Raw genomic sequence first — 21,314 nt, 5'->3', positions numbered from 1 at the left:
ATCAGGATGTCTTCAAGACGTGGAGGGGACTGCTCCATCTGGTGTGTCATCTCCCGCAGATTCCCGTGTCAGTTCGAGACGCGTGATTGTCAGTGTTCCGTCTTTTGCCAGATAGACCGGAAGGATAACGGTGTTATCACTTTCGGTCACCACGTCTTCGATTACTCGGACATACTTGTCCTGCTCGCCGGGAAGGGAATTGGCCTCTCGGTCCCAAGCTGCGATGGCTCCTGCTAGCCAGTCTGCTGCCCGGATATAATGGTCGAACCACATTACTTCCTTGCCGGTGCTGCTATCCGGAATAGCGACTCCAGGTATGATGCCCGATGCATCTATGTCCAGAAGTCCAGCCAACCCAACAAAGTTATTGATTGCGTAGTCCCAAACGAGGCTATCGCAGTAATTGATCATGCTGTCACGGTCGCAGAACCAACTAATCATTTCCGGTTTGCGGTCGCGACACAATATCAACGAGATGATGGCAAGGTACAGGGCTAGCAGAGTGAGATCGGTGAAGAGCCCCACATTGAATGAATTGGCCTTCGTTTTTTGGATCGCAGCCTTGAATCTCCGGATCTGTTCGTCGCCTCGTTCCGCCGAGATGAGCGCCGCCACTGTCAGCGCCAAGCTCTCTTGGATGACGTCTCTCGGCTTCATGTCCCCATTACTATAGAAGGCCCGATCCTGCCTCATCGGTATCAGGATGTGAAAATGGCGCGAGTCCCGCAGCCAAGCCGCTGCATTGGCGCCAAGTGTCTTGCTGTCCTTTAAGTCTCTCGGGAGGTTCTGCCGAACCTCTTCGGCAAAGTCTGCGGGAAACAAATCGTACGGGATGATGCTGAAGGCGAAGCAGTCGCCTGGGCGGCTCTTGTCGCGGAGCGCGAAGTCCCCTGCAATGATCCACTTGGTAGTAGCTGGCTTCTTGGCAAGCCAACTACGGAATATCTTTAGGGCACTCTTGTCGAAAGTTTCGATGAAGCAGCTGGCAAACTCTGAGGGCTCGATCATGAGCGCTATGTAGCGAACGCCCGATGTTCAAGCTAGCTCTGTTTGCCAAGGCTGATCGGCCCGATGGTCGGTCCGTTCGGTGTCGAGGCTTGTCGCAAGAGTGGCCGGTGACCTTCAAGAACGTTCATCTAGTGGCCAGATTTAACTCTTGCTCAATCATTTCCCTCGTTACCACGCGCGCACGATCTCGCTCCCGGTATGCCTTGGCAAATTCCTCGTCGCTCAGGCTCCCATCGCCATGCGCGCCAGGATGTACGTTTGCACAAAGGGTACAGTCCCAAAGGATTTCTTGACGAACTGAGCTCCAGGTGTATCGGCAATGAACCACGGTTGCCGGCCAAAATAGCCGAACTGCTTGGAAATGATCGCGCTAAATAATTGCAGTGACGAAAGAGCGTCTTCGCGCGGCGCCGCATAGGTATCCGCGTTGAAATGGATTGACCGGTTTCGCAGCTTAGCTAACTCCAGGAAATAATCGCCGACACCATCCGCAAAAACACCCCACTCGGAAAGCACGTTGACGGCAAATGGCCAGTCATCGAACGAGATATACGTTTTTGTAGTGAGGCGAGCTCTTGAAACTGCCCCGCAAGTCCAGAACCAAGTGATCGAGGATGCGCACACCCAACGCGCAAGCCGCAACGAGAGCCGGATAGTAGGCACCTACAACGAACGCCTGGCGAGCCTGATGATAGAAGCGATGATGGTACGCAACCAGGGACATTGGCTTTGCGCCGGGATCGACAATGTTTTGAACGATTGCGTCCTGATTCCACGTGCCGTATTCGTCCTTTATGCGCGATATTGTCTTCTCGCGGTTCTCAGCATGCAGCGTCTTTGCTTCATCGTCCCACGTCTCGCCGGGCTCATCGAGGAGCATTGGAGTCGAGTCAAAATCGAATGAGTACGGGTGATACCGGCGCATCGCCGGATCGGCGACTCCCGCGTGATGGGTGTGACTATATACGCCTTGCGCCAAGTCTATGATTGTGATGCGGGTTTGAGGGTGATCTCCCACGGTGCTTCCCGAAATATAGATCATAACATACGCGCGTGGTGGGTAGGTGCGAAAGCACTCTTCAGGATTGCGTAGCAGCGGCCTCAAGCAGCCTTTTCGTCTACGGCGAACATTTCGGCGCTGACTTCATCCGGGTGACGGTGTGTGAACATATGCTCGACGACGTTACGCCAGTTGAGAATGTTCTGAACCTCACCCTTTCCAGGTACCGCATAATACTGGCAGTCGGGCTCAGAGTTCCGATTGTCCAGATGCAGAACGCGAGTCGGACTGAGCGGAAATATGACGCTCGTCTCCGCATCCTTGAGGCCGCGGAAACGCATGCTCGGATGCAGAACCGTCACCGGGCTGTCTGATGTGATGAAAACCGGTCTCTCCGAAGTTATGATGGACCACCTCATATTTAACAGCAACTCGGCCAGCGATGAGGCTTGGGTCAATTATCCAGCCACATGCGCTTTACATCATCTTCGCCTGCGTCCCGATACGCGGGCCATGATGCCTTATCCACGTCGTACTTTCGTCCGCCGATTTCCACCCTGTCAGGCGGTTCGCCGGCTGCCATGTAGAAGGATCGAAGATGCTGATAAATTTCAGCGGTCCGATTGAAGAAGGATGGATTGCGCAGGTACATAAGCGCCGTCAGAAGAGCGATGCCCTCGCGCGTAACCTTGTTACTGAGATCGATATACCCCGTGCTGATTTCTGACCAGAACGGCATGCCAAAAAGCTGCTCAAGATTGCTGAGCTTCTGTTCGAGTTGGTAATTGCGCTGGCCGTTTTCGACGGGGGCATAAAGGTAAAATTTCACGGCGACCTTTGAGATAGATCGCTTGAGGGGATCGCCGCCTGACTTCCCGAAAGTCCAAATTTTTCTCACAGCTACTATCGCAGGCGAACGCCCGCAAGTATGCCTTAGGGACCCAGTGATTGCGTTTATATTTTTGTTGGCTCATGACTTTAGGCTATCGATTCCTAGCCCTTTTATAGCACATCCTGAATGGCTGAATTGGGCTGAATTTGGGGACGGCATCACACATGCCAAAAATCTCGAAGCTAGTTCAGAGAATCCATTTTGAGGATTTCGGCGGACCCGAATTCGAACGATTGGTCTTTGCCTACCATGTCAGGGCCGGATGGACCGATGTCGCATGGTATGGGCAAGCCGGAGGCGATCATGGACGCGATATTGTCGGAGTTGAACGGCTGGACGATGGCCCGCCACGCCGGAGCGTTATCCAGTGCGTCAATCGCAGCAGTCTCACTCAGGCCAAGGCCGAGCATGACATTCAAAGGCTGCTGTCCTCTCCAACGAAATTCGAAGCTCTCAAATTTGTGACGCGGGGCGCCGTATCCGCTAGCCGCCGCGATGCCGTTCAGAAATTTGCCAAGGCGAACGGTATCGATAATTTGTCAATCTGGGGCGGCGCGGAGCTGGAGGAGCATTTGCGCTTGATCGGCGAAGACCTGCTGAAGCGATTTTGCGAGGGAGAGGAATTTCCTGACAAGGCTGCCGAACTGACGCGGTTTGCTGAGGACTTTGCGGGTCTGTCGGATATGGATGCTCTTGCTCAGATGGCCATCGTGTTTGATCGCCCGGCATTTCGCACGCCATTTCAGCAAGAGTGTTCGCTACACGCGTTTAGGCAGGCCATTGACGATACCATCTCCGCGCTGAATACGGGCATTTGGCGAACGCGCGAGGGCGACGAGATAAGGCGTATCCCCTCCCTCCATCATCTGCGGGATCGGCATAAAAAGACGAGCGTGAGTCGTTCCGTGCAACTGGTAGATCAATTGCGACGCGCTTTTGCGTCCGGTCTGCGTGACAAGACCATCAGGCCTTGCGGGTGCGGGAATCCGGATTGCCCCGTATTCACTGTCGACTCAGATGTCGCGGTCAGGTTGAACCAGATCCGATCCGGTGCCCTCGCGGCATTCAGGGATGCCTATCCGAAGTTTCACGTCGAAGTCGGATAAGGGGCGTCCGGTCGGCGCCCCTCTCTTCCGACCATTCAGGCTGCGAGTGCTTGCCCTCGCGTAGGCTCGTAGAGCATAGCGAAGAATTCATCAGCAAGATCGCAAGCTTAATTCCGGCAGTAGTGGATCCACAGAACCCACGAAGCTCGAGCCAGAGAATAACGACTTTCCCGGTATGCGGCGGGCGATTCCTTGATACGTTTTGAACATAGCTTTTGTCAGGGCGCTTCCGCTCTCGCCCATCACGTGGGCCTCGCTACGGCCGTCCAGAGATATGCAATCCCAGTTCAATTTGACGTACTTGGTGCGCTTGGAAATACGCAAGTTGGGAATGTCGCGGTTCCGGCATTCCCGGAACCAGTAATTTTGGCATTGACATTACCGTTGCGGAATTCCACCCATATGTGCTCGGGCATTGAGGGCGACCTGAGGGTAGTCCCTGTGGAAACGACACCAAACATGTTGTTCCCAAGCGCGGCTAGTCGTGCGGCAATCTTTTCATCGTCAACCTTCGCCAGAATAGGACGATGCCGGGTGGAGGTCTTGATCGCCCCCAGCAGAGCTGCGTGCGTGTCATATCCAACGCCAAATGCAAGCGCTTCGGTGAGGTGCGCAGAATTCCCCCCCCGGCATTGCCTTGCGCAACTCGGATTTCACAAAATCGATATTGTCGAGGGTTAGCAGAATAGAGGCCATGTGACCGTTCCTTTTTCATGATCGTCTGTCGCCAATTACGAGACGACCCAAAGGATCGATTCACGTTTGCAGGTAGTCCATGTCCACTTTGACCTGGCGACAGGTCTGGCAGGAATCGCCGCATGAAGGTTATCCATGTCGATCGGATCGCGCAATCTGAAATGGATTAACCGTTCGCACGCCCACCGGCCGATCTGAAGGGACGAACAGCCTCCACTAGCCCAAATACGTTCAGGGTCCGGACGTTTACACAGGCAACGGGACGATTGCGGCCCGTAATCGGCAGGTCGCTCCTTCATCTTTCACGTCCGCATCGCGCTTCTCGCCGGCTTGCTAAAAAATCTCCTGTGAAACAACACAGGAGGCAGCTGATGGAATTCTTTGTGGGCTGGACGTGTTGATGGACGAGACGGCGGTGTGCGTCGTGGACGGGGAGGGCGCGGTGCATCTGCAGGCGGTGGTGACCGATCCCGAGGCGATCCTCGAGATCCTCAAACCGTACCTGGGGCGCCTGCGCCGCGTCGGCCAAGAGGCAGGATCGCTGTCGCCCTGGCTGCATCCCGAGCTCAAGAAACTCGGCCTGCCGGCGATCTGCCTGGAGACGGTGCATGTGCGCGCCGCGATGGCGGCGCAGGGCAACAAAACCGACAAGGCCGATGCGCTGGGGCATCGCCCATCTGATGCGCACCGGCTGGTTCCGCCAGGCCTACATCAAGTCGCAAAGCTGCTACCGGACGAAGCTTCTCTTGACCCACCGGCGCAACCTGAAGGCCAAGTTCCTCGACCTGGAAAACGCCATCCGGCACTCACTGAAGGCGTTCGGCATCCGCCTGAGCAAGGTCGGATGCGGCGCTTTCGAGCAGGCGGTGCGCGCCGCCGTTGCGGACGATCCGCTGTCGGCCGAACTGATCGACGCCATGCTGACGGCGCTCCGCGCTGTGGAAACAGTACTGTCGGCTGCACGATCTCGTCGTCAGGATGGTCGCGAAGAGCGAGCCATGCAGGCGCTTCATGGCGATCCCCGGCGTCGGCCCGGTGATGGCGCTCTCGTTCATGACGGCAATCGACGACCCGTCGCGCTTCCGCCGCTCGCGCGACGTCGCCGCCTACTTCGGGCTGACGTCGCGACGCTGGCAATCCGGCTCAACGATCGACATTCAGGGGCGCATCTCGAAAGTCGGCGATGCGGACGTACGGCGCGCGCTCTACGAGGCGGCGTCAGGCCTGATGACGCGCTTCAAGGGCTCCGACAAGGTCAAGAGCTGGGGCCAGGCGATCGCCAAACGCTGCTACCGCAAGGCCTGCGTCGCGGTGGCGCGCAAGCTGGCGGTGATCATGCACGCGATCTAGACCGACGGGACCTTCTATATCGGCGATCCGGCCGCGGGCAGGCCGACGCCGTAGCGCCCGAATTTCCGCGGGGATGGGTGAACGGAGGCGATCCATTTGCGATTTCCAGTGCGTCGGGCCGCACCCCCACAATCGCTCAACAAGTTGAACACGTCCTGACCCGACTGGGACTTCAAGTTCGGACGTGAAACCTGGCCGGGTACTGCTGGATGGCAGGGTCCGTCAAGCGGGCGGAAGGATGAGGAAATGAAAGAGCTGCAGATCAAAACATAATCGAGCGATGAATATCGCCGGCGCGATCATCCGGACCAGATCTGATTGAAACATCGTCCGGCCCCGAGATCGATGCTCCAATCTTGTATAGCTTCCATGCGACGTTCTCTTGGAGTGTTGCGGGATTGGTCCGCTCAACCGGAGCTCAACCCTTTCATCGCGTTAGAATGAGCGTTCGAAACGCAGGATTCCGCCGACACTGCTCTTCTTGTTGGCGTTGGTCCAGTTCACGTTGGAAGCGTCCACCTTGCCGACGGCGAAGTTGCCGTAGCGGCCATAGTCGAGTTCCGCCGTAACTGTGAAATCTGGAAGAAACGCATAGGCGACGTTTGCAGCGACACCATGGTTCTTGAGCTGATCACCGGAGAGCTGAAGCTTGAACGAAGTTGTCTCGTTGAGCTCGTAAGCGGCGCCAGCCCAGAAAGCCCAGTTCCCGCCCCAAATCTTATAGAAGCCGCGACCATGAGCGTCGATCGCGTTCGTGGAGTCGTCGATGAGCTTGCCATTGGAACCGTAGCCGAACATTCCGAACAGCAACAGTTCGTTGGTGACATTGATGTCGACACGGACCTTGGCGGCCACCGATTCGTAGTTGCTATCATAAGCGGCAACGCCGGTGATCGCGCCCCAGCCATGTGTGTATTTCAAGCCGCCGACTACGTGCGGAGCGTAGCTGTCGATTGTGCCGACCACGCCTGAGCCTTCTTCGAGCGAAACCACGGCCGAAAAGCCGTTCCCGGCGTCGAAGTAGTACTGAACCACGTTGGTATCGAAAGCGCCGTACGGAACCGGCGTCTGGTTGAGTACGTCACCCGCGCCGCCAATAAACATGTCGAAGGCCGACCAGTCCTTACCAACTCGGAGGCCACCAAGCTGAATCCAGGCGAAAGTCAAGGTGCTGTCTCCGTTGAAGGCATGGGACCGAGAACTGTCCGAAACCGAAGTGTGGCGGTTGCCGAAGTTCATGCGGGTTTCGGTGTAGGTCTTCAACGTGCCGAGTTCGGTCTCCTGGCCGGTCCAAGTTTTCAATGTGAAGCGCGTGTTGTTTTGCCATGTGCCCTGATGCTCACCAGTCCTCACATCCGAGGTTCTTGCGTGATCAACCAATCCGACATGGCCCAAGCCGACGTCGTAACGGACATAGCCGCCGATGCGCACGCAGGTCTCAGTGCCTGAAATGTAGACGTAGCCCGAGCCGTAGACGTCGCAGACTTTAACGTACTCAGTCGGGTCAGGCTCGGCAACGGCGGTCACGGCGCGAGCGTCGGAAACGGCAATCAGTGCCGCAGTTGAGCCGAGGAGGAGGCTCCTAATGTTCATTGTTGATCTCCGTTCAAAGAGTAAAAGGAATGGACGTCAGTGATGAACTCTTGCTAAGGAAACAGTCGATGCGCATTGAGTTGAATTTGAGCAGTTTGATGCGCTCGTCACGCCAGATATTCATCAGAAATTGAGAATATGATTGGGCGTTATTGTTACAAATATGCGATTGTTATTACAAATATAATAATCGCCGAAACGACGCCATCCAACATTTCTGTACAAATCATCCCCGTCATCTCCGCTAGTTGTGGGCGGGCCGTCACAAAGGCTTCTACTGCAAATGACGTGCCATCCTGACGACGCAGCTGCGGCTTGAAGCTCAAGTGTGCCGGCGGACCTTGGTTCGCTCTTCCTTCCTTTTTGCCTTGCGGATCAACCCAAGCACGAACGGCAAACGTTTCGGCTACGGTTCGTCTGTTCGCTTCGCGACAGTTTCGTTCAATGGCGACAGCTTTGTTTGCTGTGAGCCCCGACGTCGAGACATCATGCGGGGGCACCGCTCGGTACGACGCCGTCATTTTGGCGAGCGCGATGATCGGTAATCACGCGCTGACGCGCAGCCTTGCCTCCACCACGGAGTCAGTAGGCGCGCCGGCCTTGGCATTGCGGCCGACCTGACGGTCGCGTCGAGCAGCCTCTCGTCCTGATAGACGGCGCGCCACAGCTAATGCTTCTTGCCAGCAATTCACACAACGAGCTCATCGAGATGCCAGAGATCACTATGGGGCTGCGCTAGCTGGCGAGCAAAGTCTGGTCCCAACGCCCTGTTATCTCGTTGGATGCGGCAGCCGCGCTCAGCAGAATGTACTCGACCAGGCGCAGGCTGAAGGGAAGGGATGGTGGAACCAAACGGTGCGCGTGAGGGTCGCGGCGGGAACAGCCATGGCCAGTCGCTGACCGTCCAGCCAAGACTGAACGGCCGCTATTGCTGAGAAATACAAGTTTCGAGCCCAAAGCGGAACGGACTGACATAGCGCAAAGACACAGGCGAGCGCAGCGGTAAGGTTGGCGGTTATCAGCATGGGACGGTAACTGTTGCAGACCACAAAATATCGCGAGGCCGGCCTGCCTTGGTACACTATCTATCCGACTGTGTCAGAGTTCTCTGGGGCGGTCGGCGCCGAGGCTTATGAGGAATGGCTCAGGAACCTGCCGGCTGACGATCCGGTGTCGCTCTATTTCCACGTTCCGTTCTGCCGATCAGCTTGCTGGTATTGTGGCTTCCCCACCACCATCACCCGCCATGATGCGCCGATCCTCAACTATCTGGCGGCCCTGCGTGACGAGATCCGTTTGGTCTCGGAGCGAGCGCCGCAGACGCTGCCCGTGAGCGACATGCATTTCGGCGGCGGAACGCCGTCTCTCATAGGACCAGCCGAGTTCCTGGCTCTGATGGAGTTCCTGCGACGCCGCTTCGCTCTCACGAAAACAGCTACGGTTGCCGTCGAGATTGATCCGCGCACGTTCACGGCCGAGATGGCCGAGGCCTTAGGAGCAGCCGGCGTGAACCGTGTGAGTCTCGGCGTGCAGAGCTTCGATCCCATTGTTCAAAAAGCAATCAACCGGGTTCAGAGTGAGGCGCAGACGTCGGCTGCCGTGGAAATGCTGCGCCGGCATGGAGTAAGCCGCATCAACTTCGACCTCATCTTCGGTCTCCCGCATCAAACGGTGCAGTCCTGCGTCGAGACCGCGAGGGCGGCGGTCGCAATGCGCCCCGACCGGCTTGCGGTGTTCGGCTATGCGCACATCCCGTCGCTTGTAAAGAATCAGCGCCTCATCGAGGAGGCAGTTCTTCCGGGCAGCGCTGCCCGCGCCGAACAGTATGCGGCCGTGGCCGCGACGCTGATTGCCGCCGGCTACCGCGAGATCGGGCTCGACCATTTCGCCTTGCCGGACGACGAGCTCGCGCTGGCACAGAAAACGGGTCGCCTGCGGCGTAACTCGCTGGGCTACTCGGCCACCACCTGCAGAAGCCTGATCGGTTTCGGCGCGTCGGCTATCGGCCGCGTCGGCGAGGGGTACGTCCAAAACGAAGTTACACGGGATTCCTACATCCAGCACATCGCAGCTGGCCGTCTGGCGACGTCAAAGGGCTATCGCCTCACCGACGACGACCGCGTGCGAGCCGCAATTATCGAGCGACTAATGTGCGATCTCGAGGCCGATGTGCAGGCAATCTGTGCCGCCCACGGATCTGATCCGATCCGTCTTCTCGATTCAGCTGAACGCTTGGCGATGCTGGCCGAGGACGGGATAGTGGACTTCGAAAACGGTTTTGTCCGCGTACGGCGGGAGCATCGCTTTGTAATTCGCGCTGTCGCTGCCGCGTTCGATGCTTTTCTCGATCGGGATGGCCGTAAGCATAGCCACAGGTGAGGGCAAGCATCCAACCGGAAGCTAAACTCGACGCCCTTGGCCGAGGCCTGTCATGAAGCGCGCGTCAAGGATGCGAAAAGCAGAGCTGATCCGCCTATTTCATCTCATCTTCAATGACATCGACCTCGTGGCTGCCACCGAGGCGTTTCCATATTGATCGTGGTAGGTGCGGGACATCTGGGTGTTTCGCCGTCAGCGCATGAATATCCCCGCCATGTGATGGGTCAGGAAATCGCGGTGGCTGCAATCAGCCCGTCCATCGATGACAGACCGCGGCCACGCCGCTTCGCGAGGCCCGTCAGGTCGCCCCAGGCCAGGGCAACCAGTTCGTCCACGGGCCGGACTCTCGGCTCGAAGCGCTGCGGCAGGTCCCGGGCGAGCCATCCGGCCAGTGCGTCACGTTTCCGACCTTTGTCTATGAGGGCAGCGCCGCGCCGGATCTCGGCGATTGACACAACCTGATAAATGAGCGGTCTTCATCGAGCCCGTCATCCATTCCAGCACGCGCGCGTCAGGGCTCGGCCTCGTCACCTCGGAGAGGCCATTAGTGTCGAGCAAGAGCCTCACAATGGCAGACCATGCGGTTCATCGCGTAGCCGCTCGATGTCCAGTTCGGCGTTGCGCAGCGGCGATGCGCAGCGAGTGCCCAGAAAACCGCAGCCAGCTCCCCTTCCGGAAGATCGGAGCGGACGCCACGCAAAAAGCGCCAAATCCTTGGCGCCGGCGGTCTGTGTGTTTGCGCGCTGGCGGCTTTGGTGTACTCCTGTGCCGTTTCGACGAGGCTTCCAGCCGGACCGGCAGGGGAGGAGGCTTTGGCGGCGCGGCCGGCACACGGCCCACCTCGAGGACGAGATCGACGATGTCGGGCAGATCCTCGGTCGCCTCACAAATCGGTGAGGTCGTCGGGGCACCGTCTTCCACTTTTGTTGATCAGCCGCCTTCCTGGCCATGTTCCGAGACAATAAGGCGCCCGTGCGCCGCCGCCTCGATTAACCCAAGACGCGCAAGGATCTTTTGCCGGAGACAACGAGGTCACCATCCTGCGGTGCCGCGTTGCGTCACAGTCGGCATGAGATGTGCAAAGTGGACCGTCGTCAAACGTCAAACAGAGGCGTTGGTGACTGGACTGAACGACCAGAACGGGCTGCTTGCGCCCTTTCGGACTTCACAAAGTTCGAAAATGGCGTCGTTTCAGGGCATAATCGCCGCTTGTCAAAATGTTTGCGACAAGTCCGGTGAAAGCCTACCGAGTATCTTGTGCTTGAGGGGCGGTTAGTTCCGATAAACTAAGCGGCATACACATGCTAATCTATTTGATTTACGGGCCGACCTGCAGCGGCAAAACAGACGCGGCAATCCAAATTGCACGAGAGACCGGATGGCCGGTCATTGCGCTGGATCGTGTACAATGCTGTCCTCAAATCGCCACCGGCAGCGGGCGTCCCTCGGATTCCGAACTGCAATCTACCCAGCGGATCTACTTGGATTCGCGCCCGCTAACCGCGGGCATCATCGACGCCGAGACCGCCCATCGTAAGCTGATAATGCAAGTGGATGAGCGTAGTTCCCAGCCGGGGCTCATCCTCGAAGGCGGTTCGATCTCCCTTCTCAATTTAATGGCGCGAAGTCAGCATTGGGATGGCGCTTTTCGGTGGCATGTGAGGCGGTTGCGGCTCGGCAACTCGGACGCCTTTCTGGAGAGAGCCAAGCGTCGGGTCACAGACATGTTTGTCACAAGAGAAGGACAATCTTCATTGCTGCAGGAACTTGCGGATCAGTGGAAGGAAGATGCAGTCCGTCCCACTTTGGAAGAGGTTGACGGATATCGTTGCGCCATTCGTTTTGCGAGAGAGCACAGCTTGGCAATCAGCGAAATGCCGTGCCTTCGCAAAGAGCTCCAACAAGATCTTGTAGAGGCGATTGCGAGAGAATATCTCGAATATGCGCGTTGGCAAGAACGCGACTTTCCAGAATGGCAAACTGAGTGAGCAAGCCTCCCCGGACCTCGCCTGCGGTGCGGGCACGGTAGCTCCTGAGAATTGCGCTAAGTGGTTTGCTGAAGCAAGCTAGTGCCAGGCGACATTAGGTCCGTGTGGCAGCGGAAGGATTGCTTTCGCCACGGTGACTGCGGAGGAGGCGACATGGCTGCACTGCTCATTTCAGGCATGGGACGGAATGTACCGATGACAAAGTGCTGCGCGCTTCGTAGCGACCGCTACCGTGGCTGACTCGCGAACTACTATCCGCCAGCCCAGTCTGTGGCGTCGTCTCGGCTTTCATCGCCACCGCCTTCGCCCAGGAAACCCCGAGGCCGCAAGCGTCGCCGTGGCAGTGCGGCACCCGGCAAGATGGGTGGTCATCGGCCCTATCTGATCGACGGGGAGCACCGTGCTTTCGTCCTGGGCGAGGTTGAGCGAGATGCCAACATGACGCTTCATCAATTGACGGCGGCACTGGCTGAACGTGGTCTCCTGCGAGCGTCGGTCGCTTCCTGCACCGCGAGGGCAAGAGCTTCAAAAAACCGTTCTGCCGGCCGAGCAGCTCAAGCCAAAGCTGATGCGCGGGCGTGCGCAATGGATGCGCTATCAGACCCGCATTGACCCTACGCGCCTGGTCTCCCTGGATGAAACATGGGTCAAGACCAACATGGCGCTGTTGCGCGGCTGGGGTGTGCGCGGCAACCGGCTGATGGCCCACGCATCATATGGCCATTGGAAGACGATAACCTTCATCACCGCGCTGCGGCATGATCGGGTGGAGGCGCCTTGGGTCATTGACGGACCCATCAATACGCAGGCCTTTCGCGTCTATGTCGAAACCGAACTCAATAAAACACTGAAGCCGGGCGACATCGTCATTCTCGACAATCCCGGTTCTCACAAGGGCCAAGCCGTCCGCGACATCGTCAGGGCTGCTGGCGCAAGGCGGGTCAAGCCCGCGAGAGCGGCAATTTTGTTCCGGCTATCACCCTCTCGTCGAGAACGGCGTGACGGAAGCGATAAAGTTGCGCCGGCCGGCCGCCGGTTTCCGCGGTTGTCTCACCGGTCTGCTCGACCAGCTCCTGCTGCTCGATCAGCCGGCGAAAGTTCGGCTTACGCACGAGCCTGCCGGCAAGCGCCTCCACGGTGCGCTGCAGCTGAAAAAGCGTGAAGACCGGCGGCATCAGTTCGAATACGACCGGCCGATATTTGATCTTGGAGCGCAGCCGCGCAATGCCGGTCGCCAGGATGCGACGATGATCGGCGATCATCGATCTGCCCGAGACCCAGGTGGGCGCAGCGGAATGTCCGGCGCGTATTGCTTCCTCCACCAGGGCGGCTTCGTAGAGCAGCTCATAACGTTGAAGCGCGAGTTCCTCGTTCCAATGGCGGTCGTCAAAGCCGAAGGCGATCGCCGCCCGCCGTCGTCGGTCGAGGCGTGTCGTACTGTCGTCAGTGCCATCCGCCCATTCCATCAGGCGCGGCCGCAATTCGTCCAACACGACCGCCGGTGTGCCGGAGCGGTGATCCTCCCACGGGAAATAGTCGTACCAGCTTCCCCAGTGTCGCCCGGCCGGGTCGCCAGCTTCGTCTTGGTGGGTGAGCGCCAGATAGCTGATAGAGACCACGCGGTCGTCAGCGCCAACCCTGTCGCGATCGGCGAAGGTGTAGAGCTGTTCGATATAGCCGAGCGGCTGGCCGGTCTGTTGTTCCACCCATCCCCTGAGGCCCGACTGCAGCGAACGGTGAGCAAGCTCGAACGGGCCCGAGGGCAGGGCGTTTGCCTGCGGGATGGTCAGAACGCAGGGGGCGCTGCTGTCCATGGCGACCACAACGGCGATTAAGTCCGCATTGACGTCGTTGGCCTTGCCTCCAGCTCCGCCTTTCCTAATCCCTTTTGCGCGTTCGTCCATGGTCCCCGAGGTTGTTGAGCAGAGCCCTGCCGCGTAGGCCGCTGAACCGATTGAATTCCGTTTTTGTCTGATAATTGTCGGCGCGTCAACACCACCCGTCGTGGCGATTTTAGCTCTTCGCAGCTGCATAAAAAGTGCCAACGCGACATCCGTGCTTGGGGAAGGAGGCCCATTGAGTGCGCCGATTCAAAGCTCGTCGATCGACATTGCGACGTTGTTCTCGTCGGCGACAGCGCGGCATAGTTCTCCACGGCTTGGCGTCGACGCTGGGCGTGACGCTGGAGATGATGATCATGCACGGTCAGACCTGCGCCGTAGCCTGGAGCCGGCGCAAATGGTCGTCGACCCGCCATTCGGTTCCTTTTGAAGAAACCCGGAGCAGGCTTTCCGGAATGCCTGATAAAGCCCTTCCAGTGCGCCCGCGCCAGCATCATCGCACTCTCGCTCCAACACAACCTATGCGAGTCAGTAAATCGACTCGCCGGCACTATTGTTTCAGTGGAAATGAATCTAGTCTCAAAGGGTTCGGCCGATAGGCCGGGCACAGCTGCGGTCTTCACGGCCTTTTTGACATAAACGCGTCGCCCGATTGAGATTATCTTGACGGTACCGCAGTGCGCCATCCATGCCAGTCGAGATGATCATGGGCAAATATCGAGACCATCGCGAGCCACGCCGGCATCGCTATGACGATGACCCCGTTTCCTTTTCGGAACGGACTTCCGAGCCAAGCTATTTTCAGCGCCCGCCGACCGTGACGGCAGATCCTGTCGATGCGGAGGTATTGTGGTTCACAGTCAGCAAGGGTTTTGGCTTCGTCAAACTGTCGGACGGCACGGAGGCCTATCTGCACGTGCGAGTGTTAGAGGCGGCCGGAAGCCGGGATGTTGCCGCGGGAACGCCTCTCAAGATCACGGTCGAAAAAAGTCCAAAAGGTCATCAAGTCGCGCAGGTGCTGGAGATCGGCGATCAGCGCGCGAAAACTCCGTCACATACGCGCGTCGCTGGAGGGACCTTCGTTGAAACCGGTGCGCAGCTGGAGAGCGGGGGCACGGTCAAGTGGTACAAACCCGAAAAGGGCTTCGGCTTCATTGCTCCTGACAACGGTGAGAAGGACGTCTTCGTTCATGCCAGCGCCCTGACGCGCTCAGGGCTCAGCGTGCTGGTGGCGGGACAGAAGGTGTTTGTCGAATGCGGGCAAGGCAAGAAAGGCTGGGAAGTCCGGAGCATTCGCCTTGCCTAGACGGCGATGCATTGCTCGCCTCGAAGGAGATGCCGGAGAGCGTCGGGCGGCCGCCCGAGCCCGCGTAGCAGAAACCGACATTGTCGAAGCGCAGCACGCCGTCGGTGACGACGAGATCCCTGGCGCCCGCCGCGTCCTCGATGTCAAGTTCGGCGTCGAGCAGCTCGAACAGCCGCGTGCCGCAGGTCGAGGCGCGCGCGAACGAGTTGACCATTAATCCGAGCTAGCGCACCGGCATCTGTAGAATGGTCATGAAGGTGAGCAACAGGGCCAGCGTGCCGACGCTGATTTGACCTGCGATCACTTTCTGGCCACCGAACCAGAGCACCAGGCCCATGGCGGTCAGGAACGAGAAATTCATGGCGCTGGTGTTGCCGACACGGATGTCAACGCGCTCATTGGCGAGATCAAGGCGCGTCCTGCTTGGCGCGGTCGAACTTTTCCAGCTCGTGCGGCTGAGCGGCGAAGGCACGCACGACACGGATGCCGCCGAGATTCTCATCCATCACCCGGATCTTTAACGATCGCTGATGCCCAGATATGGGAAGGTCAGGCTTCAATGACGGGGAAGGTGAAGGATTGACTGGTCGGGTTTCCGGGCCGAGCTTGTCGGCCGCTCAATCGAAAGCGTCATTTGAGGCGCTTTCTCTCCCGCGTGTAACTGGAAGACACGCTCGTCCAGTTCCTTGTCTACTTCCGTGAGACGATGATTGAGGCGAAGGTAGTCGGTCCAGGTCGGCGTTCGGAACGTTTCTGTCCACTGCATAGGCTTCTGAAGGTTGCGCTGGAGCGTCCAGTTCCGAGCACCGACGCGGCTGTGTACATGACGCCGCTGCCGCATGAGGTCGAGGAAGGCCTCGACATTTCTCTCGGCTATCAGATATTCGATCTTGACCACGATCGGGCCGCTTCTCGGCTTCAAACTGAGAGCGACAGCTGGGGCGTCGAATTCCTCCAAAGGATCGGGCTCGGACTCGCGGCGCTCGCGAAGAGGAAACAGAACGCCGGCTGCAGCAACGAGCAGCAGGGCCGCAGCGGAACCCTCTAGCGCCCAGGTCAGCGAATGGTTCTGGGAAACGGTGCCCCACACCCAGCTGCCGGCCGCTATGCCGCCGTCTATCAATGCATAGTAGATGGAGATCGTGCGCCCCACGACCCAGCGCGGGCTTGCCAGCTGCACGCTCACGCCAACCCCGGACCAGGCAGTGACCCAGCCTGCGCCGCCCAAAGCAAGTGCAATTGCCGCCACGCCGATCGAAGAGGTAAGCGCTAGGGAGAGGGAGCACGCCGCGCAGGCGACGCAGGAGAGCCTCATCAGCTTTTCTTGCGACAAGCTCCGTCTGAACAGGCTGTTGGAGAGGCCGGCGAAGACCGCGCCTGTTCCGAAACCTGCCATGAGCGTGCCATAGGCGAGCGGGCCTCCTCCCAACTGGTCGCGGACAATCAGCGGCAGCAGCGCGAGTATGGCGATGCTCGCCAGGCCAAAGAGGGTTCCGCGTGCGATCGCCGCTTTGATTTCCGATGACATCGCCGTGAAGCGCAGCCCGTCATAGATGGCCCTCCTCATCGACTCGCGCGGAAGAGGCGACGAGCGGACCTTCCACTTGCAGCGCCATATGGTGGCCAAGGGTACCAAATAGGTGAGGGTGGTCACGGTAAGAGCGGCCAAAAGCCCGAAGGAGGCAACCACGATGCCGCCGAGCGCCGGGCCCACGGTCCGTACGGTGTTGAAGCCAACGGAAAGCAGGGTAACGGCAGCGGGAACATCGCGCCGGTCCACCATATCGCCAACCGACGCCTGCCAGGCGGGATCGTTGAGAGCGCCGCCGCATGCGATTAAAAAGCTGAAGCCGAGAATCATCCATGGGTCGAGAAAGCCTAGCGCTACAACAGCGGTCAGCATCGCAGATGCTATCACCATAAGGCAGCGGCCCGCGAACATAACCCTGCGACGGCTGAAATTGTCAGCGAGAACCCCGGCGAACACGGACAAAATGAAAGCGGGCAGGTTCGATGAAGCCTGCACCAGCGCAACCATCAGATCGGAAGTCGAGATGGTAGCCATCAGCCAACTGATGGCAACAGTCTGCATTAACCAGCCGAGGCTCGAGACTTGCGTGGCGAGCCAGATCGAACGAAAGGTGGGCTGCAAAAGTGGCGCAAAGGTCGTTGGTACAGCCAAATCATCATTTGATCCAGCCACCCTACTCATTTTGCCAACCTTTGCTTTGCGTTATTGCCGTTTCCCATGTAATCTAGGCTGAACCGTGGCGGCTAGAAGAATAGAGAACTGTTTGCCTTGCGGCACAGGCCCTCGTGATTAAGGGTTGCGGCCGAGACGCATGCCCGAGCCGGCTCACCCCGCCTTCGAAGACATCACGGGGTGGAGCCCGGATTCTTGCTTGTCGTTTGACGCAGCATGCTTCATCAACCGGCACTTTGCCGAGCGATGCCTTTTCGCGAAACGCGACGATGTTCTTTCGTCGGAAACTCTCTCCAACGGCGTTCGATGCGCTGAGTCTGGCTTGGGGCGAGGTGAGGGCTTGCAGATCTTAGACAGGATTGATTGCTGATATACGCAGACGGTTGCCGGGCCGCGATCGAAGAGGCGCGCGCCTTGCTGCTTCAGCTTGAACAAAAGTCTGACGCGCTCACACATGCCATCGACGACTTTCTGCTCGATCTGATGAGGCTGGCTTTCATTGTTGAATGTTATGGACGCGGCTTTGAACTTTTGGCGCGAACGCTTGCCCGTAGAAGACTGGCAAAGGTCAGGCTTTTGTCGGGGGCGGTGGACTCCGCCAGGGGAGAAATGACACCCAAAGCCGGATGGCTGACGCGACGGTCGCCCCGCGTTCCGCACAGTGACGAAGGTAACGGTACGGCTCTTCGGCAGATGGCGCATCCGCATGGTAGCGTCTGGCCGTTCCCTCTGATGCTTCGGCCTCCCACACCTATCCGAACAGGCCCGATCCTGGAGGGTCCTCGAAGTGGGCATGAGGGCGATAGGCCGCGTGGTTCGGGTACCAAGCGTAGGCGCGGTATTGGGCTGGAAATTGGCGACGCGCGACGAAGAAGTCCGAGATCAACTCGTGCAATGGCAATTCCTAACACCGTGGACGTGTTGGAGCAGCCTCATCCTCCTAGTCAGGAACGTCATCAAGGTTATAGGATGCGCGGCGAACCCTCGGAACTCAGGATCATGTTGACATCGCTGTTCGACAGAGCCGACTTCGCGCAAGGAAGCCACATCGTTTCGGAATTGCTTATCTCAGGGTCTATCGTTGGCCCTAGTCAAACCCTTGGCGCGGCGAGGAAGCGGCGGTCGTCGGCGTGATGCATGACGGGAGTCGGCCGCGCCTCACCAGAGGCGAAATGCAGGAACCAAAGGAAAGGACCACCTGCATGGAATTGCGAACCGCGTCCTCGACGTCTGAGCCGCAACCCTTGCCAACGATCACTCAACCCGCGACGTAGAGCTTCAACCCAGCCTTGGACATGCGAACCGCGCTACCATCGTTGCAGAGGAGCCGTCCACCAGATGGTTCCACTTGTAGTCCGCGCCTTTGGTCGACATAGCGGACTGGCTCTGGCCACCGGCAAGGTTGAAGAGTGTTCCGTTGTTGCAGTCGTACTTGGCCTACGTGAACCAGATGCCTGAGCACGCGGTCGCGTTTCAGGGTTGATCTACTCGTAAAAAGGAATTGTCTTAGGCGGAAGGCCGCACTTAATACCACTATCCTATTGGCGCCCCATCGGGTTCCCGGATTGAGCAAGTCCGGATCACTATTTTATGCCGCTGCCAGCGTTGTGTCCGCCATGTGCACGCGCGCTGCCGCTGCCAGCAGGTCGGTCTGGGTGATCAGCCCAATAATGCGTCGCTCGGCATCGACGATGACCACGGCATGGCTGCGGCCGTCGGTGAGCACCGGCAGCAGGCTCATCGCCGGCGTATCGGGAGAGGCGGTGCCAGCGTTCGACATCACAGCCCTCACCGCGTCGGTCGCCTTCGTCAGCTCGCGCAGGCCAACTACACCGACCAGCCCGCCGTCGGCGTCGGTCACCGGCAGCGTCCGGATGTTGTGATCGAGCAGCAAATGACGCGCCTGGTCGGCAGGCGCATGTTCATCGACCGAAATCACATCGCGCGACATGATGTCCTCGCACAGCAGGGTCCGGTGGGAGCGCACCATCGCCTGCAACTCGACCTGCCGTAGCAGCCGCTCAAGATCGTTGCGGTCGATATCGAAGGTTTCCTCCAGCGCGCCGAGCGCGGCATCGACATCCTCGGGCTGGAAGCCGACCCGCTCCCGCGCCGGCTGATCGATGGTTCCATGCGCGCTTTTAAGGGCGGGGGCCGCCAAATGCGGATAGTTGCGCCGCGACAGTTTATGGATGCCGTAGCCGAGTGCGACCAACACGATCGAGTTCAGCGCTACCGGAACGAAGGGAAACAGCAAGCCCGAGCTGAAGACGGCCGGTCCGCCGAACACCGCAGTTAAGGCGGCGGCGCCACCCGGCGGATGCAGGCAGCGCGTGAACGACATGGCGGCGATGGCCAGCGCCACCGCAATGCCGGTAGCAAGGACGGGTTCATGCACGAAATGCGCCACGATCACCCCGACCAGCGCCGAAATCGTATTGCCACCGATAATCGACCAAGGTTGCGCCAGCGGGCTTGAAGGCACGGCAAAGAGCAGCACGGCCGATGCTCCCATTGGAGCAACCAGCAGTGCGACATGTGGGCCAGACCCGTTCGCCAGCGCACTGATCACGCCAGTCAATGCGATGCCGATCATGGCCCCGATGCAGGCGAGCAGCCGCTCGCGCAGCGTTGCACCGGCAAGGATGGGAACAAAGAGACGAAACGCCATGGCATACCCTTGGGCGAGTGGTCGGAACTCCGCGCTCCGCAATGCAGGCAAAGCCACAGATTTGGAAGTTAAGCCAATTCGGAAAGTCGGCTCACGGGGGAATACTTTTGCGCGAAACGGCCATTGCCAAATGGGTGCAGACATTTTGATCGGCTAGAGAAGGCAGACGGCACGCTGATCCGCTCGAGCGCAGCTAGAGGCCAAGGGCTGCCGTGCCGCGGGCAGCCGGAAATGGGGATGGTCGGAGGTCGAGCTGGGATGGACACTAAGGAATTCAGAGGCTTCGAAAAGCGTGCTGACAATGTGGCATGGCAAGACAAATCAGGCCCTTGTCGCTCCACTTCCGAGGCGAACTCCAGCGGAGTACAGCTTCTAGCGGTGCTTGGTCTGCCTGTCCTTGCCACCATCGGATTCGTTGGCGTCATGCTGAAACGTCCACCTGTAGCCGCTGAGAAGACGACTGCCGCCAGTGCCGTCGTGGAACCGCTATATGACGGCGGCTTGGTTACAGAGCCGGCTCGTGTCGATCGGGCGGGGGAGCCTGATGTGACGTACATGGTCCAGAAAGTGGCCTATGAAGGTGCTGGCATCGTCAACGTGATCAGGTCACGTAATAGCGGTAATACAACCGCGACCACGAGCCTCTCAGGCGTTCGATGAGGCGGGAAATCCGATCACCAGACCAAACGCGTTTCCGCCACACTGCCACACACGAAACCGATCAGGTCACGTTCCAGGCTCGCCAGAAGATTGGAGCCAAGGCCACCTCGGCTGAACTCTGCCATGCCGCGGCGGCCACCTCTTCCAGCCGCGGTAGAAAACGTGGGTCAGCAGCGCCGGCATGGGCGAGCAACTCCCAAATCGCGAGCAGCGCCATCGACACCGCAAGCGGCCGCATATGTCGGCCGATGAAGCGGAAGGCCGGCGGTGCGATGGAAGCGCCGTGCGACAGCCTATCCCGACCTGCAATCGTGATCAGGCTGATCGTGGGGTCTCCGGACGCCAGCGTTGCAGATAGTTTTCGGCAATCGTGAGCAGGCCGTGGATCACCAATTCGGTCAGGCCGACCACGATCATGGCCGAAAGAACGAGTTCAAATTGAAAGAGCTGACGACCATAGGCCATCAGGTAATCGGAGCCCATCGAACGATGCGATGAGTTCTACCGCAACCAGGGTCTGCCAGCCGTGGGCAAGGCCTTCTCGCAGCCCTGTAAAGATCCACGGCACGGCGGAAGGCAGCACGATCATCGTGAGTTTCGACCAGCGGCTGAACGAAAGGA

General features: G+C 58.8%; 17 protein-coding genes and 5 pseudogenes. 8 read left to right on the top strand and 14 right to left on the bottom strand.

Translation table 11 applies throughout. The annotated features are described in order from the left end of the window. Positions 1–12: 12 nt before the first annotated feature. The 5 genes from NKH80_RS27310 to NKH80_RS27290 all read right to left on the bottom strand — a co-directional run bounded on the left by NKH80_RS27310 (position 13) and on the right by NKH80_RS27290 (position 2,906). Positions 13–1,008, bottom strand: a complete 996-nt coding sequence (locus NKH80_RS27310) for a hypothetical protein (RefSeq protein ID WP_352509345.1) — start codon at positions 1,006–1,008, stop codon at positions 13–15. A gap of 222 nt (positions 1,009–1,230) precedes the next feature. Then, positions 1,231–1,524, bottom strand: a complete 294-nt coding sequence (locus tag NKH80_RS27305) for a hypothetical protein (RefSeq protein ID WP_352458536.1) — start codon at positions 1,522–1,524, stop codon at positions 1,231–1,233. A gap of 19 nt (positions 1,525–1,543) precedes the next feature. Beyond that, positions 1,544–2,050 (bottom strand): hypothetical protein, encoded by a 507-nt coding sequence (locus tag NKH80_RS27300; protein ID WP_352994782.1) that lies wholly within the window; start codon positions 2,048–2,050, stop codon positions 1,544–1,546. A gap of 59 nt (positions 2,051–2,109) precedes the next feature. Then, positions 2,110–2,466, bottom strand: a complete 357-nt coding sequence (locus NKH80_RS27295) for a DUF4238 domain-containing protein (protein WP_352458538.1) — start codon at positions 2,464–2,466, stop codon at positions 2,110–2,112. Further along, positions 2,463–2,906: a DUF4238 domain-containing protein gene (locus tag NKH80_RS27290; protein WP_352994779.1), complete on the bottom strand. Its 444-nt coding sequence runs from the start codon at positions 2,904–2,906 to the stop codon at positions 2,463–2,465. The genes NKH80_RS27295 and NKH80_RS27290 overlap by 4 nt, the downstream gene beginning before the upstream one ends. Positions 2,907–3,064: 158 nt before the next feature. Between NKH80_RS27290 and NKH80_RS27285 the strand changes: the two genes are divergently transcribed. Both NKH80_RS27285 and NKH80_RS27280 read left to right on the top strand, forming a co-directional pair. Next, positions 3,065–4,006, top strand: a complete 942-nt coding sequence (locus NKH80_RS27285; RefSeq protein WP_352509341.1) for a restriction endonuclease — start codon at positions 3,065–3,067, stop codon at positions 4,004–4,006. Positions 4,007–5,102: 1,096 nt separating this feature from the next. Continuing rightward, a pseudogene (locus NKH80_RS27280) lies at positions 5,103–6,049 on the top strand (IS110 family RNA-guided transposase); the annotation flags it as partial. Between the two features lie 438 nt (positions 6,050–6,487). Here the strand turns inward: NKH80_RS27280 and NKH80_RS27275 are convergent. After that, entirely contained in the window at positions 6,488–7,645 is a 1,158-nt protein-coding gene (locus tag NKH80_RS27275; protein WP_352994776.1) for a porin, read from the bottom strand. A 1,038-nt stretch (positions 7,646–8,683) separates the two neighbouring features. On the opposite strand from NKH80_RS27275, the gene hemN reads away from it, so the two are divergent. Next, complete coding sequence (gene hemN / locus NKH80_RS27270) at positions 8,684–10,024, top strand: oxygen-independent coproporphyrinogen III oxidase (protein WP_352994774.1); 1,341 nt, start codon at positions 8,684–8,686, stop codon at positions 10,022–10,024. A 227-nt stretch (positions 10,025–10,251) separates the two neighbouring features. On the opposite strand, the pseudogene NKH80_RS27265 reads toward hemN, so the two are convergent. Further along, positions 10,252–10,591 (bottom strand): annotated as a pseudogene (locus NKH80_RS27265) (PIN domain-containing protein); the annotation flags it as partial. A gap of 734 nt (positions 10,592–11,325) precedes the next feature. On the opposite strand from NKH80_RS27265, the gene NKH80_RS27260 reads away from it, so the two are divergent. Then, a complete protein-coding gene (locus NKH80_RS27260; RefSeq protein ID WP_352994772.1) occupies positions 11,326–12,012 on the top strand; it encodes an isopentenyl transferase family protein in 687 nt (228 codons plus the stop codon). 568 nt (positions 12,013–12,580) lie between these two features. Then, positions 12,581–12,928, top strand: a pseudogene (locus NKH80_RS27255) (transposase); the annotation flags it as partial. A gap of 25 nt (positions 12,929–12,953) precedes the next feature. On the opposite strand, the gene NKH80_RS27250 reads toward NKH80_RS27255, so the two are convergent. Continuing rightward, the gene (locus NKH80_RS27250; protein WP_352994770.1) at positions 12,954–13,916 is read right to left on the bottom strand and encodes an NUDIX hydrolase; all 963 of its coding nucleotides are present in this window, start codon (positions 13,914–13,916) and stop codon (positions 12,954–12,956) included. 147 nt (positions 13,917–14,063) lie between these two features. On the opposite strand from NKH80_RS27250, the pseudogene NKH80_RS27245 reads away from it, so the two are divergent. Next, a pseudogene (locus NKH80_RS27245) lies at positions 14,064–14,280 on the top strand (3-methyl-2-oxobutanoate hydroxymethyltransferase); the annotation flags it as partial. A gap of 261 nt (positions 14,281–14,541) precedes the next feature. Next, positions 14,542–15,159 (top strand): cold-shock protein, encoded by a 618-nt coding sequence (locus NKH80_RS27240; protein WP_352917154.1) that lies wholly within the window; start codon positions 14,542–14,544, stop codon positions 15,157–15,159. Here NKH80_RS27240 and NKH80_RS27235 read toward each other — a convergent pair. From NKH80_RS27235 to NKH80_RS27225, 3 genes and pseudogenes are all read right to left on the bottom strand, one after another. Further along, positions 15,134–15,683: pseudogene (locus tag NKH80_RS27235) on the bottom strand (ABC transporter transmembrane domain-containing protein); the annotation flags it as partial. The gene NKH80_RS27240 and the pseudogene NKH80_RS27235 overlap by 26 nt on opposite strands. Before the next feature lie 32 nt (positions 15,684–15,715). Beyond that, positions 15,716–17,371: an MFS transporter gene (locus NKH80_RS27230; protein WP_352917155.1), complete on the bottom strand. Its 1,656-nt coding sequence runs from the start codon at positions 17,369–17,371 to the stop codon at positions 15,716–15,718. Between the two features lie 1,579 nt (positions 17,372–18,950). After that, positions 18,951–20,033, bottom strand: a complete 1,083-nt coding sequence (locus tag NKH80_RS27225; protein WP_352994767.1) for an HPP family protein — start codon at positions 20,031–20,033, stop codon at positions 18,951–18,953. 258 nt (positions 20,034–20,291) lie between these two features. Between NKH80_RS27225 and NKH80_RS27220 the strand changes: the two genes are divergently transcribed. Next, a complete protein-coding gene (locus tag NKH80_RS27220) occupies positions 20,292–20,693 on the top strand; it encodes a hypothetical protein (RefSeq protein ID WP_352994764.1) in 402 nt (133 codons plus the stop codon). Positions 20,694–20,754: 61 nt separating this feature from the next. On the opposite strand, the gene NKH80_RS27215 is transcribed toward NKH80_RS27220, so the two are convergent. From NKH80_RS27215 to NKH80_RS27205, 3 genes are all read right to left on the bottom strand, one after another. Then, positions 20,755–20,910, bottom strand: coding sequence for a hypothetical protein (locus NKH80_RS27215; protein WP_352452640.1), 156 nt, complete (start codon positions 20,908–20,910; stop codon positions 20,755–20,757). Between the two features lie 98 nt (positions 20,911–21,008). Then, the gene (locus NKH80_RS27210; protein WP_352452641.1) at positions 21,009–21,176 is read right to left on the bottom strand and encodes a hypothetical protein; all 168 of its coding nucleotides are present in this window, start codon (positions 21,174–21,176) and stop codon (positions 21,009–21,011) included. Further along, complete coding sequence (locus tag NKH80_RS27205; RefSeq protein WP_352994761.1) at positions 21,127–21,282, bottom strand: hypothetical protein; 156 nt, start codon at positions 21,280–21,282, stop codon at positions 21,127–21,129. Before NKH80_RS27205 ends, NKH80_RS27210 begins: the two co-directional genes overlap by 50 nt. Positions 21,283–21,314 lie beyond the last annotated feature (32 nt).

This window comes from Mesorhizobium sp. M0904 (genome assembly GCF_040319475.1).
Classification (GTDB): Bacteria; Pseudomonadota; Alphaproteobacteria; order Rhizobiales; family Rhizobiaceae; genus Mesorhizobium.
Note: the sequence above shows the minus strand (reverse complement) of the source record. Positions and strands in the feature narration are given on the sequence as shown.

Bases quoted from the DNA above. Each gene is read 5' to 3' on its own strand.
- NKH80_RS27250 (WP_352994770.1), bottom strand. From the start codon at position 13,916: ATGGACGAACGCGCAAAAGGGATTAGGAAAGGCGGAGCTGGAGGCAAG.
- NKH80_RS27310 (WP_352509345.1), bottom strand. From the start codon at position 1,008: ATGATCGAGCCCTCAGAGTTTGCCAGCTGCTTCATCGAAACTTTCGAC.
- NKH80_RS27240 (WP_352917154.1), top strand. From the start codon at position 14,542: ATGCCAGTCGAGATGATCATGGGCAAATATCGAGACCATCGCGAGCCA.
- NKH80_RS27285 (WP_352509341.1), top strand. From the start codon at position 3,065: ATGCCAAAAATCTCGAAGCTAGTTCAGAGAATCCATTTTGAGGATTTC.
- NKH80_RS27260 (WP_352994772.1), top strand. From the start codon at position 11,326: ATGCTAATCTATTTGATTTACGGGCCGACCTGCAGCGGCAAAACAGAC.
- NKH80_RS27215 (WP_352452640.1), bottom strand. From the start codon at position 20,910: ATGGCGCTGCTCGCGATTTGGGAGTTGCTCGCCCATGCCGGCGCTGCT.
- NKH80_RS27205 (WP_352994761.1), bottom strand. From the start codon at position 21,282: ATGATCGTGCTGCCTTCCGCCGTGCCGTGGATCTTTACAGGGCTGCGA.
- NKH80_RS27300 (WP_352994782.1), bottom strand. From the start codon at position 2,050: ATGATCTATATTTCGGGAAGCACCGTGGGAGATCACCCTCAAACCCGC.
- NKH80_RS27220 (WP_352994764.1), top strand. From the start codon at position 20,292: ATGGACACTAAGGAATTCAGAGGCTTCGAAAAGCGTGCTGACAATGTG.
- NKH80_RS27225 (WP_352994767.1), bottom strand. From the start codon at position 20,033: ATGGCGTTTCGTCTCTTTGTTCCCATCCTTGCCGGTGCAACGCTGCGC.
- NKH80_RS27210 (WP_352452641.1), bottom strand. From the start codon at position 21,176: ATGGGCTCCGATTACCTGATGGCCTATGGTCGTCAGCTCTTTCAATTT.
- NKH80_RS27275 (WP_352994776.1), bottom strand. From the start codon at position 7,645: ATGAACATTAGGAGCCTCCTCCTCGGCTCAACTGCGGCACTGATTGCC.
- NKH80_RS27230 (WP_352917155.1), bottom strand. From the start codon at position 17,371: ATGAGTAGGGTGGCTGGATCAAATGATGATTTGGCTGTACCAACGACC.